Raw genomic sequence first — 14,477 nt, 5'->3', positions numbered from 1 at the left:
CCCTACGCGCGCCGCGGGCGACGATCCTCGCGGACGCGGACTCCGGGCTCGGGCCCGGCCGCGGGCTCCGGCTCGGCCGGGGGCTCCGGCTCGGCCGGGGGCTCCGGCACGGCCGCCGGCGCGGGCGCGGGCGCGGGCTCGGGTTCAGCCGCGGGCGCGGGCGCGTCGGCGTGCCGGCGCGTCCGGCGCACCCCGCGCGGTGCCCCGCCCGCGACCGCCCACCGACGCCGTCAGCCGCCCAGGTGGCCGCCGTCGACGGCCACGCGCGCGGCGTCGAGGTGGCGGACGACCCCGGCCACCGCCGCCTCGGCGTCCCCGGCCCGCACGGCGGCGACGATCGCCTCGTGCTCGGCCACGAGCTCGCGCGGGCGCGCGCCGCCCCGCCGGAGCGTCGCGGTCGTCAGCCGCTGCTGCCGGTCGCGCAGGCCGTCGAAGAACCCGAGCAGCGCCGCGTTGCCGGCCGCCGCCACCCACGCGCGGTGCAGGCGCCGGTCGGCGATGCCCGCGGCCACGACGTCCTCCGCGCCCAGCAGGCGGCGCTGGTCGTCCAGGATGGCGTCGAGCTCGGCCAGCAGACCGGGCGGCGGATCGGCGATCACGCGCCGCAGGCAGTGGCTCTCCACGACGGTGCGCGCCTCGTACAGGTCGCGGGCGGCGCGTCCGGAGATCGGCACGACGAGCGCCCCGCGCTTGGGGTAGAGCTCGAGCAGCCCCTCGGCCTCGAGCTGCAGGAACGCCTCGCGGACGGGCGTGCGGCTGACGCCCACGGCCTCGGCGATCGCGCCCTCGCTGAGCAGCTCGCCGTCGCGGACGGCGCCGTCGAGCAGGAGCGCCTTCACGTGCTCGTAGGCGCGGCGCGAGGCGGACGGGGCAACGGTGGCCATCGCCGCCCATGCTATAGATTCGACATAGATGCAAGCCGCACGCAACGCCGCCGCGCCCTCCCCCGGCGCCGCCGGCTCCGCGGCGCCTCGCCCCGCCGGCGGCCTCGGCCGCGCGTGGTGGATCTGGGGCGTCGGCGCCTCGGCGTACCTCGTCGCGATGCTGCACCGGATGGCGCTCGGCGTCGCCGGCTCGGACGCCGCGGAGCGCTTCGGCGTGCCGGTCGGGCAGCTGGCCGTCTTCACGTCGCTGCAGCTCGTCCTCTACCTGGCGATGCAGATCCCGGCGGGCCTGCTGGCCGACCGCTTCGGCCCGCGCCGCACCCTCGCGATCGGCCTGGCGCTGATGGCCGGCGGCGAGCTGCTGTTCGGCCTCGCGCACTCGATGGGGCTGGGCCTGGTGGGCCGCGCGCTCGTCGGGATCGGCGACGCGCTCACCTTCCTCAACGTCCTGCGCCTGGCACACGCGTGGTTCCCGTCGCGGATGCAGACGCTGCTGGCGGCGCTGACGGGCTTCGCGGGCGCGCTGGGCCAGCTCGTCTCCACCGTGCCGCTCGAGGCGAGCCTGGACGGCCTGGGCTGGGGCGGCACCTTCCTGGGCCTCGCCGCGGTCACCGCGGTGCTGGTCGCCGTGCCGCTGACGCTGGTGCAGGACCGGCCGGGCGCCGCGCGCGGCCGCCGCGCGCCGGGGAGCGAGACCACCCACGTCCAGCACGAGCCCATCCTGCGCACGGTCGTCGACGCCTGGCGGCGGCCGGCGACGCGCCAGGGCTTCTTCGTCCACATGGCGACGCTGACCCCGTTCATGGTCACCGGCGCCGTGTGGGGCGTGCCGTACCTGCAGGGCACGCAGGACATGTCGCGGGCGTCGGCGGCCAGCTTCCTCCTCGTCGGCTCCCTCGCCTTCTGCGTGACCGGGCCGCTCGTCGGCCTGCTCGTCGGGGACCGCGCCCGCCGCGGACGGATCGCCGCCGTCGTCTTCCCCGCCACCTCGACCGGCGCCTGGCTCGTGCTGATGGCGTGGCCGGGCGGCACCGTCCCCCGCGCGGTCCTCCTCATCGCGCTGCTGGTGACCGGTGCGGGCGCCGGCGCGTCGATGCTCGGCTTCGAGATCGCCCGCCGCGCGGCCCCGCCGGCCGCGAGCGGGGCCGCGGCCGCGCTGGTCAACTGCGGCGGCTTCTCGGCCTCGGTCGTCGCGGCGCTCGTCGTCGGGCGGCTGATCGGGGACGGGGGCGGCAGCGCGTCGGCCACGCAGCACGCGATGCTGCCCGTGCTCGCGGCGACGGCGCTGGGACTGGTGGGCTCGCTGCTGTCGGGCCGGACCGCCCGCCGCGCCGCGGGGCCGGAGCGCGCCGCGCAGGCCCGCGCGGGCGTCGCGGCCGACTGATCCCCGCTACCGCCGGTCGGCGGCGGCCCCCGCCGACCGCGCCGGCACCGCGGACCGGGCGCCCGGTGCGGCCGCCGTCGTGGCGACGCCACCCAGGCGAGCGCGTACCGCGACCGCCGCGCAGAGGACGACGGCGAGGCCCCCCAGGACCGTCGCCCACGTCAGGCGCTCCCCGACGAGCAGCGCGGCCCAGAGGATGCTCAGCACGGGCTGGACGAGCTGCACCTGGCTGACCCGCGCCATGGGCCCGATCGCCAGCCCGCGGTACCAGGCGAAGAAGCCCAGGAACATGCTCACGAGCGCGAGGTAGCCGAAGGCCGCCCACTCGGCGGCCGACGCGGCCGGCGGGCGCGCGAGCGCCGCGGCGACCGTCAGCGCCACCGTCACCGGTGCCGCCGCGACGAGCGCCCACGAGACGGTCTGCCAGGCGCCGAGCTCGCGCGCCAGCAGCCCGCCCTCCGCGTAGCCGACGGCCGCGGCCAGCACCGCGCCGAAGAGCAGCAGGTCGGAGACGTGCAGGCGGCCGACGCCGCCGCCCTGGACGGACGCGAAGCCCAGCGCGGCGACCGCCCCGACGGCCGCCGTCACCCAGAAGACGCGCGGCGGCCGCTCGTGTCCCCGCGCCACCACGGCGACGGCCGTGGCGGCCGGGACGAGGGCGACGACGACGGCGCCGTGACCGGCGGCGGCCGTCTGCAGCGCGAACGACGTGAGCAGCGGGAAGCCGAGGACGATCCCGGCGGCCACCACCACGAGCCGCGCCCATTGCGCCCCCGTGGGCCGCGCCTGTCGGGTGACGCCGAGAGCGACGGCGGCCAGCGCTGCGGCGACGACCGCGCGCCCGGTCCCGACGAAGAGCGGCGACAGCCCGCGGACCGCCACGCGCGTCATCGGCACCGTGAACGAGAAGGCCAGGACCCCGAGCAGGCCCCACCCGATCGCGGCCGCCGACCGCGGTAGCGCGTGCGCCGCCTTGTGGGTAGCGCTACTCTGCTGCTTCATGCCCGACGATAGCGCGGCCCGGATCGCGGCGGAGCTGCGGCGGTGGGCGTCCACCGCCGCGCCCGGCACGCGCCTGCCGTCGAGCCGCGCGCTCGTGCGGGCGCACGGCGCGAGCGCGGCGACGGTCCAGAAGGCCCTGCGGACCCTGACGACGGAGGGACTGGTCGAGGCGCGTCCGGGCGTCGGCACGTTCGTCCGCGCGGTGCGGACGCCGCGGCCGCCGGACTACGGGTGGCAGACGGCCGCGCTGCGCTCGCCGCGCGTGCACCTGCCGGCGCCGTCGTCGTCGGTGCGCCCGGCGCCCGAGGGTGCCATCGCGCTGCACGCCGGGTACCCCGACCGCGAGCTGCTGCCCGAGCGGCTGCTGCGCGCGGCGCTGGGGCGGGCGGCCCGCAGCGACGTCGCGGTCACGCGCGCCCCCGCGGCCGGCCTGCCCGAGCTGCGCGGATGGTTCGCGGCCGAGCTCGCCGCCGCGACGCCGGTGGGCGTGGCGCCGCCCACCGCCGGCGACGTCGTCGTGCTGCCCGGCAGCCAGAGCGGCCTGAGCTCGCTGTTCCGCGCCCTGGTCGGCGCGGGCCGTCCGGTGCTCATGGAGTCCCCCACCTACTGGGGCGCCACGCTGGCGGCGGCGCAGGCCGGCGTGCAGGTGGTCCCGGTCGCCAGCGGCCCCGCAGGCCCGGCCCCCGAGGAGCTGGACCGCGCGCTGGCCGAGACGGGCGCCCGGGCGTTCTACGCGCAGCCGACCTTCGCCGCCCCGACGGGCGCGCTCTGGTCCGCCACCACGCGCGCCGGGGTGCTGGACGTCGTGCGCGCCCACGGCGCCTTCCTGATCGAGGACGACTGGGCCCACGACTTCGCCATCGACGCGGACGCCGCGCCGCTCGCCGCGCACGACGACGCCGGACACGTCGTGTACGTCCGCTCGCTGACGAAGAGCGTGTCGCCGGCGGTCCGCGTCGCCGCCGTCGTCGCCCGGGGCCCGGCCCGCGAGCGGATCCTTCGCGACCGCGGCGCATCGTCCGTGTACGTCAGCGGGCTGCTGCAGGCGGCCGCCCTGGACGTCGTCACGCAGCCGGGATGGACGCGCCACCTGCGGCACGTCCGCCCGCAGCTGCGCGCGCGCCGCGACCTGCTCGTCGCGGGCCTGCGCGAACACGTCGCCGGCGCGCACCTCGAGCACGTGCCGGCCGGCGGCCTGAACCTGTGGCTGCGGCTGCCCGACGCCGTCGACCTGGAGCGGTTCGTCGACCGCTGCGAGGCCGCCGGCGTGCTCGTGGGGCGCGGCACCGAGTGGTTCCCCGCCGAGCCGGCCGGGCCGTACGTGCGCCTGAACTTCTCGGGTCCCGAGCCGGGCGCGTTCCCCGAGGCCGCCCGCCGGATGGGCGCGGTCCTCGCGGCCTGCTGACCGGCGGCCGCCTCCGTTGCCGGTCAGCCGCCGCGCCGCGCCGTCCCGTCCGCCCGCCGCACCCCCGCGACGCGCTCCAGCCACCCCGGCAGCCACCAGTTCGCGCGACCGAAGAGCGTGACGAGCGCCGGCACGACGAGCGCGCGGACGACCGTCGCGTCCAGCAGGATGCCCGCCGCCAGGCCGGTCGCGAGGATCCGGATCTCGGTGTTCGGCCCGGCCGCCAGGGCCACGAACGCCAGGAAGAGGATGAGCGCGGCGCTCGTCACCAGGCGGCCCGTGTGGCCCAGGCCGCGGACCACGGCCTCGTCCGTGGAGCCCGTCGCGTCGTACTCCTCGCGCACGCGGCTGAGGATGAACACCTCGTAGTCCATCGACAGGCCGTAGAGGAACGCGAAGATCGCGAGCGGCACCCAGGTGGTGATCGACCCCGTCGCCGGGACCCCGCCGATCAGCTCCGACCCCCAGCCCTGCTGCCAGACGAGGACGACGATGCCGAACGACGAGCCGACGGACAGGACGTTGAGCGCGATCGCCTTCAGCGGCAGCACCACGGAGCGCAGCGCGCGCAGCAGGAAGAGCAGCGTGATGACCGCGATGAGCGCCACCATGAGCGGGAACGACGCGTAGATCGCGTCCGTCAGGTCGCGGTCCTGCGCCCCCGGGCCGCCGACCTGCACCCCGACCCGCGGCCCGATGTCGCGCACGCGGTCGAGCGTCGCGCGGCCCGCGTCCGACGCCGCGTCGCCGGTCGGCAGGGCGAGCAGCAGCGACGTGCCGCCGCGCGACCACTCCGGGCCGGTCGGCGCCAGCACCGCGCGCACGCCCTCGACGGCGCGCAGCTGCCGCCCCGGCTCCGACGTCTCGCCCTCGCGGGCCAGCAGCTCGATCGGCGTCAGGGCACCGGTGCCCAGGCCCGCGCGCTCCAGCGTGCGCAGCGCGGTCCGCGCCTCGCCGCCGGCCGACAGCGCGTCGACGGACGGCTGCCCCGGACGCAGCGTCGTGGCGACGCCCGCGAGCACGACGAGCACGAGCAGGCCGACGATCGCCGCCGGCCAGCGGCGCCGCACGACGCCGCGCGACCAGCGCTCCCACCCCGTCGGCCCCTCGTGCGGGTGCGCGGCGGCGCGGCGGGCGTGGCGGCGGTCCAGGCGCGGGCCGAGCGTCGCCAGCAGCACCGGCAGCAGCGTCAGCGCCGCCAGGACGGAGACGAGCGGGATCAGCAGGCCGCCGAAGCCGATCGAGCGGATGAAGGGGACGGGCACGACGACGAGGGCCAGCAGGCCGATCGCGACCGTGACGCCCGAGACCGCGACGGCGTGCCCGGCCGTCGCCATCGCGCGGCGCAGCGCGGCGTCGTCGTCCCCCGTGCGCGCCCGCTCCTCGCGCCAGCGGAAGACGACGAGCAGCGAGTAGTCGATCGCGATCCCCAGGCCGATCAGGCCGACGAGGAACTGGACCGTGAAGTTGACCTCGGTCAGCGCCGCGAGCCCGCGCAGCAGCAGGAACGTCGTGAGGATCGAGACCGCCGCGACGACGAGCGGCACGAAGGCCAGCAGCGACGAGAAGACCCAGGCGAGCACGAGCAGCGCGCCGAGGCCGCCGAGCAGCGTCTCGACGAGCAGTCCGACGCCGCCCCCACCGCCGGAGTCGTCCGCCAGCGCCTCGACGCCGGTGACCCGCAGCGGCGCGCCGCCGACCTCGCTACCGGCCGCGACCCGTCGCGCGGCGGCGAGCGCCTGCGGGTTCTCGTCGGGCGACGGGCGGCCGACGGGCGGGAACACCAGGCCGAACGCCACCCGCTCGTCGTCGGCGGTCAGGCCCTCCCCGGTGGCGCCCGTCGGCACGACCGTCCGGGATCCGGGGACCGCCCGACCGACCCGCTCGACGGCGTCGCGCAGCGCGTCGCGGACGGCCGGGTCGGACACCTTGCGGTCGCCGCGCGGGTCGGCGACCAGGACGATGGGGTTGACCAATCCCCCGTTGCCGTAGGCGGCGACGATCCGCTTGTTCGCCTCGAACGCCGGGCGCCCCGGGGCGTCGAACGTGCGCGACAGCGCGTCCGAGATGCCGCTGGCGGCCCACGCGCCGGCGAGCGCCAGCAACACCCAGCCGAGCGCGACGAGGCGGCGGTGGCGCAGCACGCCCTCGGTCAGGCGACTCATGCCGCCGCCTCCGATCCGGACGCGAGGCCCCCGCGGCAGGGCCGGTCGGTCCTCGGCCGACCCGATCGCGCACGGTCGGGTCCGCGCCGGCCGGCCCGGCGGCCGCGAGCGTCGCGGCCGGTGGCGTGCCGACCACCATAAGGACCCTTATGCCTCATGCGCGCCACCGTACCAGCCCCCGTCCGCGTCCTCGGCGATCCGGGGCGCCCCGGCGCGCCGCTAGCCTCGATGCCGATGCCCGGTCCGGCCGAGCCCGATCCCCCCACCTTCGCGCTCGACGAGGTGCTCGGCTACCTGCTCGGCCGGGTGGCGCACGTGCTCGAGCACGGCTTCACCGACCTCATGGCCGCCGAGGGGCTGACGGTCCGGCAGTTCGGGATCCTCAACCACGTCGCGCGCGACCCCGGCATCGGCTCGGCCGAGATCGCCCGCCGGCTGGAGATCACGCCGCAGAGCATGGGCGACCAGGTCGAGACGCTGCGCCGCCGCGGGCTCGTGGTGCGCGACCCGGATCCGGGGCCCGGCCGCAAGATCGGCGTGCACCTGACCGAGGAGGGCGCCGCGGTCCTCTCGCGCGCCCGCCGCCTGGCCGCGGCGTACGAGCGCCACACGACCGGCCACCTGTCGGCGGCAGAGCGCACCCGGCTGGCCGGCGACCTGCACGAGATCCTCCGTCGAGCGCGCGCGCCGCTCGACGGCGACGCCTAGACGGCGTCCGGATCCAGCGCCAGGCCTTTCGCGGCCGCCAGGTCGGCCAGGAACGCGCGCGCCGGCGGACTCAGCGGCCGCGAGTCGGAGACGACGAGCACCTCGCGCACGACCGGCATCTCGGGCCGCACCAGCAGCGCGCGCAGGCCGGGGCCGAACGCGGACGCCATGAACGCCGGCAGCAGGGCGACCGCGTCGCTGCCGCGGACGAGGCCGGCGACGACGGTCAGCGGCGTCGCCTCGTACGCGATCGCGGGGCTGATGTCGAGCAGCCGGAACATGAAGTCCAGGTCGGCGCGGTTGGGCGTGCCCGCGGCCGAGGCGACGAACTCCTCGTGCCGCAGGTCGTCGGCGGTGACCGCGTCCCTGGTCAGACGCGGGTGCCCCTCGCGGACGATGCACCGGGTCGGCCGGCGGGCGAGCTCGTGGAACACCACCCCGTCGGGCGCCTCGCGCAGGCTGACCGAGACCGCGAAGTCCAGGCGCTGCTCCTGCACGAGGCGGATCAGGCCGGCCCAGTCGGCGCCGGCCTCGAAGTACGCCGGGCGCACGCCGGGGTGCTTGGCGCGGAAGGCCGTCATCACGCCGGCCAGGTCGATCCCGTCGCGCTGGCCGAGCATCCCGAAGCGCACGGTGCCGCGCATCGCCTCGCCCGCGGCGCGGACCGCGACGAGCGCGTCGTCCGCCGCGACGAGCAGGGTGCGTGCCTGCGCGACGAGCGCCCGCCCGGCCTCGGTCGGCGTCACCCGTCGGCGCGGCGCCCGGACGAGCAGCTCGCTGCCCAGGTCCTCCTCCAGCCGCCGGACGGCGGTCGAGACGGTGCCCTGCGTGACGCCCAGGCGGGTGGCGGCGAGGGTGAAGCTGCCCTCCTCGACGACGGCGAGGAAGTAGCGCAGGCTGCGGAGGTTCAAGCCGGGCGGGCGTCGGGAGCGGGCGGGGACATCGGGCGAACGGGTCGGTCGACACAGGGTGCCGGGTCGGCGCGGCGTCGCACGCGCCGCCCGACGGCGGGTCGGCGCGGCGGGCGGGCGGGGCCGTGCGCCCCGCCCGTCCGCCGCCGCGCTCAGCCGCGGACCTTCAGCACCCGCTTGACCGTCCGCAGGCGCCCGTCGACGCGCACCTGCGCGCGGACCTTCAGCGTCGTGGTCCGCCCGGCCTTCAGCGCCCGCAGCTGCCGGCGACCGCTCGCGGACAGCCGCACCCGCACGCGGTAGGCGCCGGGGCGCGTGACCGTCCGCGTGGCCGATCCGACGGAGCGGCGGCCGCGCTGCAGGGTCAGGGCGATGCGGCCCTTCGTGGGCGTGGTGACGCGGACGAGCACGCCGCGCCGCAGGAGCGTCGCTCGGCGGACCGTCCCGAGCGCCCCGAGCCGCGGCGCCTTCGCGGCGGGCGTCGGCGGCGCGGGCGCCGGGGCGGGACCAGGCGCGGGCGCCGGGGCGGGCGGAGGCGTCGGCGCCGCGGCGGAGGCCACGTCCGCCTCGCCGTACGGCCGCAGGCGGACGGGGCCCATCAGGCCGTAGTCCGCCCGCGCCCGGCTGCCGGCGCCCGTGCCCGGCGTGGCGCGCACGGCGTTGAGCAGCGTGGAGGCGACGCGCACCTCGATCGCGTTGTCGCCGCCGTGCAGGTACGGCCCGACGTCGACCCGCGGGTCCATCGGGTCCACCGGCGCCGTCGCGCGGCCGTTGACCGTGACCCGGACGGAGTCCACGACGCGGCCCAGGTCCAGGTACGCCCCGAACCCGCCCGTCCACGCGCCGTCGAGCCGCAGCGTCGTGCGGTAGGTGCCGACGCCCGAGACGTCCTGCAGCGCCGGGATCGCGCTCCAGGCCGGCAGCCGGCCGTCGTCGCCGGCCGTCACGTCGACCGTCGGCAGCGTCTCCTTCACGGTGTCGGCGGCCGCGCCGGACGCGCCGCGGCGCCAGCTCTGCACGGACAGCGACCACGCGCCGAGCGTCCGCGCCGCGGGCACCGCGGCGACGTCGGTGGCGACCGTGCGGCCGTCGCTGAGGGTCGTCGCCACCCGGCCGGCCGCGGTGGCGCGGACCGCGAGCGGCGCAGCGGCGCCCGGGACCACCTCGGCGGCGTCGGTCCGCTCCGCGTGCAGCGCCGGGGCCTCCGGCACCCCGAGCACCTTCGGCGCGTCGTCGGTCAGCACGACGACCTGCTGGTCGTTGCCGGCCAGCGCGACGGGCAGCACCACGCCGTCGTCCGTGCGGCGGTACGTGGCGACCGGCGTCGCCTTCCCCGTCCAGGTGTCGAGCAGGTACGGCCGTCCGCGGCCCTCGAGCGTCACGGTGTCCGTCACGCGCTCCGGCCGCTGGTTGAACAGGTAGACGAACGCCGCGTCGGCCGTCCGGCGCCGGACGGTCAGCAGGGCGGACGAGCCGCTCTCGCGGGCCGCCGACGCGCGGACGCCCAGGCCCTGCAGGGCCGCGGGCAGGGCGTCGTCGCCGGCCACGCGCCGGACCGTCGGCAGGGCGACGAGCTCGGCGAGCACGCGCGACAGGCGTGCGTCCTCGGCCGCCGGGTCCTCCGCGCCGGGCGTCGTCGCGGGCAGGTCGCCGACGACCACGACCGGCAGGCCGTCGCGGGCCAGGTCGCGGATCCGCCGGGCGACGTCGACGGGCATCGTCGGCTGGTCCCGGATCACGAGCGCCTTCAGCGCGGAGCCGTCGGGGAAGAGCCGACCGCCGGCGACCGTGGCGTCGGACGAGCGCAGGGACTCGGGCGACAGGTAGTCGTTCGTGTAGCCGGCGCGGCTGAGCGGGTTGTCCGACTTCAGGATGCCGGCGGTCGTCGCGTGCCGCCCCCAGAGGACGCCGACGTCGTAGGCGGCGTCGCCCTGGCGCAGCACGGCCTGCAGGCGGCCGAGGTGGTCGTTGAGCGCCTTCGCGTCGCCCCACTGCGGCATCCGCGGGCCCCAGGCCTCGCTGAAGCTCGTGTTGCCGCCGAACGTCCAGCCGGGCCACACGGACTGCACGCCGGTGCCGGCCGGGCCCTGCAGGTACGGGAAGCCGTGCCAGACGACCTGGTTCGCGCCGGCGGCGTAGGCCTTGTAGACCTGGTTGAGCTGGCCACCGTCGTCGTGGCCGGCCTGCGTCGTGTTCCAGACGCCGCCGGGCTTGGCACCCAGCTCGGTCGAGACCACGGGGGCCCCGGAGCGGCGCGCGCCGGAGGTCGCGACCTTGAAGCGCTCCATGTCGTTCGCGAAGCCGAAGGACTCGCCCTCGGGCACGTCGACGAGGCTGCTGGCGTAGGCCGTGTCGATCGGCTCGCCGTACGTCTGCGCGCGGGTGGTCATGCCGCGGCGGTGCGCCCACGCGCGCAGGGTCTTCAGCCGCCGGTCGACGTACAGGTCGCTCCACGTCTGGCGGTAGTCGTCGCGGACGCGGTCGCCCAGGCCGTCCGGGAAGTCGAAGAAGGGGACGTGTGCGCCGCCGACCGCCTCGCCCTCGGTGAGCTTGCCCGCCCCGGCGAGGGCCGGCAGCGAGGTCAACGGGTCGTAGCCGCGGCGGGCGGTCCACTCGCGGGCGAAGTCCCACGTCCACTTCGTCGTGTCGTCGAGCTCGAGCGAGTCCTCGAAGAACTCCGTCCCCTGCTCGAGCCCGTCGACGAGCTGCCGCACCTGCGGCGTGAGCAGGTGCTCGTCCCAGAAGTCGGTGGTCAGGCGGGCGCCCTCGGTGCTCAGGTGGTCGACGACGTAGCCCTTGCCGCTCGGGAACGTGTCGGCGTTCGGGGCGGTGTAGGGGGATCCGGCCTGCCCGCTGGCGGTCTGCCGGAACGCGATGAGCACCCACGTGCCGCCGTCGTCCGGCGCGGTCCAGGACAGGTCGCCGTCGGCGTCCACGTCGGCGGTGACGTCGCGGACGCTGGCGCGGTCGAGCAGGCGCGAGCCGCTCGTCTGCGTGGCGCAGTCCGCGTCGACGCAGCGCGCCGCCAGCACGGCCACCGTCGTCGTGCGCGCCCCGGCCGGCGGCGCCGGCCGGTCGTTCGCGGGCAGCGCACCCGTGCGGGTCTGCCCCGCGGGGACGAACTGGTGGGCGAAGACGAGCTGCTGCTGGATGCGGCGGTCGTTCACGTCGTCCAGGCCGGGGATCGACGCGGGCCACAGCGGGCTGATCGTCATGCCGTACGACAGGCCCTGGTCCTGCGCGGCCTGCAGCGAGACGCGGGTCTTGTGCTCCCACGTCGCGGTGCCCCAGCCCCAGTCCTTCAGCCGCGGGTCGCCGGCCTTCACGCCCGGCACGTTGAACGCGATGACCTCGGCGCCGCCGGCGCCGCCCTCCTTCATCTGCCGCAGCTCGGCGCGCAGCTCGTCGTCCTCCGTCGCGGCGAGCGGCTGCCACCAGCGGTACTTCGGGCGGCTCGCCGCGCTCGGGTCGCGCAGCTCGGCCGGCAGCGCGCCGGGCCGGGCGGCGGCCTGCTGGGCGGCCGGCGCGGCGGCGTGGGCCCCGGCCGGCACGACGGCCAGGGCCGAGACGGCGAGCGCCGGCAGGACGACGCGACGGCGTAGCGCGCGCCCGCGGGGCGCGTCGGGGGTGCGGTGCATGGGGTCTCCCTCTCTCCGGCGTGTGCCGAGCGGCACACAGGGCGAGGACCGTAACGATCGGTTCTGTGCGGAAGCAATCGAATCTGGTGATTCGATGCGCGCATCGGCGCCGTCGATGGGCCGGCGACCGACGGGTCGTGCCACGATCGTGCGCATGGCCTTCCGCTCGATCTGCGTCTACGCCGGCTCCAACCCCGGAGCCGATCCCGCGTACGCGCAGGCCGCGGAGGCGCTCGGCCGGCTGCTCGTCGAGCGCGGCATCGGGCTCGTCTACGGCGGCGGGCGCGTGGGCCTGATGGGCGTCGTCGCCGACGCGGTGCTGGCCGCGGGCGGCACGGCCGTCGGGATCATCCCCCGCAGCCTGGACGAGCGCGAGGTCGCCCACCAGGGGCTGACCGAGCTGGTCGTCGTCGAGACGATGCACCAGCGCAAGGCCCTGATGGCGGAGCGCGCCGACGCCTTCGTCGCGCTGCCCGGCGGGCTGGGCACGATCGAGGAGCTCGTCGAGGCCGCGACGTGGACGCAGCTGGGCATCCACCAGAAGCCGGTCGGCCTGCTCGACGCCGCCGGCTACTGGGCGCCGTTCGACGCGTTCCTCGAGCACGGCGTCGGCGCGGGCTTCCTGCGCGCCGAGCACCGCCGGGCGATCGTCCGCGACGCCGAGCCGGCCGCGCTGCTCGACGCGCTCGCCGCCTGGCGGCCGGTCGACGTGCAGAAGTGGCTCGAGCTCGAGCAGTCCTGAGCCGCGCGGCCGACACGCCGCCCGCCCGGCCCGTCAGGATGCCCGCATGAGCGGCGTCCTGATCGGCATCGGCGTGGGTCCCGGCGACCCCGAGCACCTGACCCTGAAGGCGTTGAAGGCCCTCGAGCGCGCCGACCGCGTCTTCGTCCCCGTCACCGAGGCGGCGGGCGAGACCGGCCGCGCCGAGCACGTCGTCGCGCCCCACGTGGACCCGGCGAAGATCGAGCGCCTGGGCTTCTCGATGCGCGACGCGTCCGTGCGCCAGGAGAACTGGGACCGCGCCGGCGCCGCGATCGCGCGGATCGTCGGCGACGGCGGCGTCGCGGCGTTCTGCACGCTCGGCGACCCCAACGTGTACTCGACGTTCACGTACATGGCCCACACGGTCCGCGGCCTGCTGCCCGACGTGACGGTCGAGACGATCCCGGGGATCACGGCCATGCAGGACCTGGCCGCCCGGTCCGGCGCCATCCTCACCGAGGGCAACGAGTCGCTGACGCTGCTGCCGCTGACCGCCGGCGAGGACGTCCTGCGCGCGGCGCTGCGCGGATCGGACACGGTCGTCGCCTACAAGGGCGGCCGGCACATGCCGCGCGTGCGCGAGGTCCTCGCCGAGGAGGGGCGCCTGGACCAGGCGATCTACGGCGAGCACCTGGGCGTGCAGGGCGAGGAGGTCGCCGCCGCCGGCGCGGACGCCGAGAAGCGCGGGCCGTACCTGTCGACGGTGATCGTCCCGCCCGCGCGCACCGCGACGCGCGGCGACCGCCTGCGCGACGAGACCGGCCGCGCGATCTAGGGCGAGCCGCGGCCGCGGCCGCGCGATCTAGGGCGAGCCGTGGCCGCGGCGCCGGGTTGGACGGGGCGCCCCGGCCGCATCCGTCCCCCGTAGGAGGCGCGAGGCGGCAGGATGCCCCCATGCGGTCCCTCCCCCTCCGCCGGCCGTGAGCCGCCTGTCGCCGCGCGCCCGCCGCGCCGTCCGCCTGGGAGCGCCGGCGCTCCTCGCCGTCGTCGCCGCGCTGGCCGTCGTGATCGCGGCGGGGCGGATCGATCGCCTCGGTCCCGTCGACGTGACCGCGCTGCACGCCGACCGCTGGTGGGGCGACGTCGACGACGCGGTCGGCGACGCGCTGGCCGGCGACCAGGAGGTGCGCGTGGTGCGGGTCGTCGACGGCGACACGCTGCTCGTGCGGACGGACGACGGCCGCGAGCGCGTGCGGGTGCTCGGCATCGACACGCCCGAGACGAGGAAGGAGGGCACCCCGGTGCAGTGCTTCGGCCCCGAGGCGACGCGCAGCGCCCGCCGCTGGGTCGACGAGCAGCGCTCGCGGGTGACGCTGGCCCGCGACGACGCGGCCCCCGACCGGGACGGCTTCGGGCGGCTGCTGCGGTACGTGCGGCCCACGCGCGGCGGCCGGGACCTGTCGACGGTCCAGGTGTCCGGCGGGTACGCGCGGGTCGCGGCCTACGGGCAGGACCTGGAGGAGCTGGGCGCCCTGCGGCGCGCCGAGCGCGCGGCCCGGCGGGCCGACCGCGGCCGCTGGGGCGCCTGCTGAGGCGGCCTCCGGCCCTCCCCTGACGCCTCCGGCCGCGCGCGTCGGCCCCGCCCCGGTGCCGGCGCGGCGACCCCTCGGGCGCTCC

General features: G+C 77.6%; 11 protein-coding genes. 6 read left to right on the top strand and 5 right to left on the bottom strand.

What is annotated here, in order from left to right:
• Positions 1-230 precede the first annotated feature (230 nt).
• Entirely contained in the window at positions 231-884 is a 654-nt protein-coding gene (locus tag J3P29_RS04155) for a GntR family transcriptional regulator (RefSeq protein WP_210491773.1), read from the bottom strand.
• 28 nt (positions 885-912) lie between these two features.
• Between J3P29_RS04155 and J3P29_RS04150 the strand changes: the two genes are divergently transcribed.
• Complete coding sequence (locus tag J3P29_RS04150) at positions 913-2,268, top strand: MFS transporter (protein ID WP_210491772.1); 1,356 nt, start codon at positions 913-915, stop codon at positions 2,266-2,268.
• A gap of 6 nt (positions 2,269-2,274) precedes the next feature.
• Here the strand turns inward: J3P29_RS04150 and J3P29_RS04145 are convergent, their stop codons facing one another.
• Positions 2,275-3,270: a DMT family transporter gene (locus tag J3P29_RS04145; protein ID WP_210491771.1), complete on the bottom strand. Its 996-nt coding sequence runs from the start codon at positions 3,268-3,270 to the stop codon at positions 2,275-2,277.
• Between J3P29_RS04145 and J3P29_RS04140 the strand changes: the two genes are divergently transcribed.
• A complete protein-coding gene (locus J3P29_RS04140; protein WP_210491770.1) occupies positions 3,269-4,675 on the top strand; it encodes a PLP-dependent aminotransferase family protein in 1,407 nt (468 codons plus the stop codon). The two genes, J3P29_RS04145 and J3P29_RS04140, sit on opposite strands and share 2 nt — an antisense overlap.
• A 23-nt stretch (positions 4,676-4,698) precedes the next feature.
• Here the strand turns inward: J3P29_RS04140 and J3P29_RS04135 are convergent, their stop codons facing one another.
• Positions 4,699-6,840 (bottom strand): MMPL family transporter, encoded by a 2,142-nt coding sequence (locus J3P29_RS04135; protein WP_210491769.1) that lies wholly within the window; start codon positions 6,838-6,840, stop codon positions 4,699-4,701.
• 234 nt (positions 6,841-7,074) lie between these two features.
• On the opposite strand from J3P29_RS04135, the gene J3P29_RS04130 reads away from it, so the two are divergent.
• Entirely contained in the window at positions 7,075-7,548 is a 474-nt protein-coding gene (locus J3P29_RS04130) for a MarR family winged helix-turn-helix transcriptional regulator (protein WP_210491768.1), read from the top strand.
• Here J3P29_RS04130 and J3P29_RS04125 read toward each other — a convergent pair.
• Positions 7,545-8,459 carry a LysR family transcriptional regulator gene (locus J3P29_RS04125; protein ID WP_210491767.1) on the bottom strand — a complete coding sequence of 305 codons (915 nt, stop codon included), beginning with the start codon at positions 8,457-8,459 and terminating at the stop codon, positions 7,545-7,547. The two genes, J3P29_RS04130 and J3P29_RS04125, sit on opposite strands and share 4 nt — an antisense overlap.
• A 152-nt stretch (positions 8,460-8,611) precedes the next feature.
• Positions 8,612-12,097, bottom strand: a complete 3,486-nt coding sequence (locus J3P29_RS04120) for a glycosyl hydrolase (protein ID WP_210491766.1) — start codon at positions 12,095-12,097, stop codon at positions 8,612-8,614.
• A 154-nt stretch (positions 12,098-12,251) separates the two neighbouring features.
• On the opposite strand from J3P29_RS04120, the gene J3P29_RS04115 reads away from it, so the two are divergent.
• The 3 genes from J3P29_RS04115 to J3P29_RS04105 all read left to right on the top strand — a co-directional run bounded on the left by J3P29_RS04115 (position 12,252) and on the right by J3P29_RS04105 (position 14,392).
• The gene (locus J3P29_RS04115) at positions 12,252-12,839 is read left to right on the top strand and encodes a TIGR00730 family Rossman fold protein (RefSeq protein ID WP_210491765.1); all 588 of its coding nucleotides are present in this window, start codon (positions 12,252-12,254) and stop codon (positions 12,837-12,839) included.
• A gap of 46 nt (positions 12,840-12,885) precedes the next feature.
• On the top strand, positions 12,886-13,635 hold the full coding sequence (gene cobI / locus J3P29_RS04110; protein ID WP_210491764.1) for a precorrin-2 C(20)-methyltransferase: 750 nt from the start codon (positions 12,886-12,888) through the stop codon (positions 13,633-13,635).
• Between the two features lie 145 nt (positions 13,636-13,780).
• Positions 13,781-14,392: a thermonuclease family protein gene (locus J3P29_RS04105; protein ID WP_210491763.1), complete on the top strand. Its 612-nt coding sequence runs from the start codon at positions 13,781-13,783 to the stop codon at positions 14,390-14,392.
• Positions 14,393-14,477: the final 85 nt, after the last annotated feature.

Origin of the sequence: Patulibacter sp. SYSU D01012 (assembly GCF_017916475.1) — a bacterium.
GTDB lineage: Bacteria > Actinomycetota > Thermoleophilia > Solirubrobacterales > Solirubrobacteraceae > Patulibacter.
Note: the sequence above shows the minus strand (reverse complement) of the source record. Positions and strands in the feature narration are given on the sequence as shown.

Excerpts from the sequence above, each read along its gene's own strand:
- J3P29_RS04155 (WP_210491773.1), bottom strand. The coding sequence starts at position 884 with ATGGCCACCGTTGCCCCGTCCGCCTCGCGCCGCGCCTACGAGCACGTG.
- J3P29_RS04135 (WP_210491769.1), bottom strand. The coding sequence starts at position 6,840 with ATGAGTCGCCTGACCGAGGGCGTGCTGCGCCACCGCCGCCTCGTCGCG.
- J3P29_RS04120 (WP_210491766.1), bottom strand. The coding sequence starts at position 12,097 with ATGCACCGCACCCCCGACGCGCCCCGCGGGCGCGCGCTACGCCGTCGC.
- J3P29_RS04140 (WP_210491770.1), top strand. The coding sequence starts at position 3,269 with ATGCCCGACGATAGCGCGGCCCGGATCGCGGCGGAGCTGCGGCGGTGG.
- J3P29_RS04145 (WP_210491771.1), bottom strand. The coding sequence starts at position 3,270 with ATGAAGCAGCAGAGTAGCGCTACCCACAAGGCGGCGCACGCGCTACCG.
- cobI (WP_210491764.1), top strand. The coding sequence starts at position 12,886 with ATGAGCGGCGTCCTGATCGGCATCGGCGTGGGTCCCGGCGACCCCGAG.
- J3P29_RS04130 (WP_210491768.1), top strand. The coding sequence starts at position 7,075 with ATGCCCGGTCCGGCCGAGCCCGATCCCCCCACCTTCGCGCTCGACGAG.
- J3P29_RS04150 (WP_210491772.1), top strand. The coding sequence starts at position 913 with ATGCAAGCCGCACGCAACGCCGCCGCGCCCTCCCCCGGCGCCGCCGGC.
- J3P29_RS04115 (WP_210491765.1), top strand. The coding sequence starts at position 12,252 with ATGGCCTTCCGCTCGATCTGCGTCTACGCCGGCTCCAACCCCGGAGCC.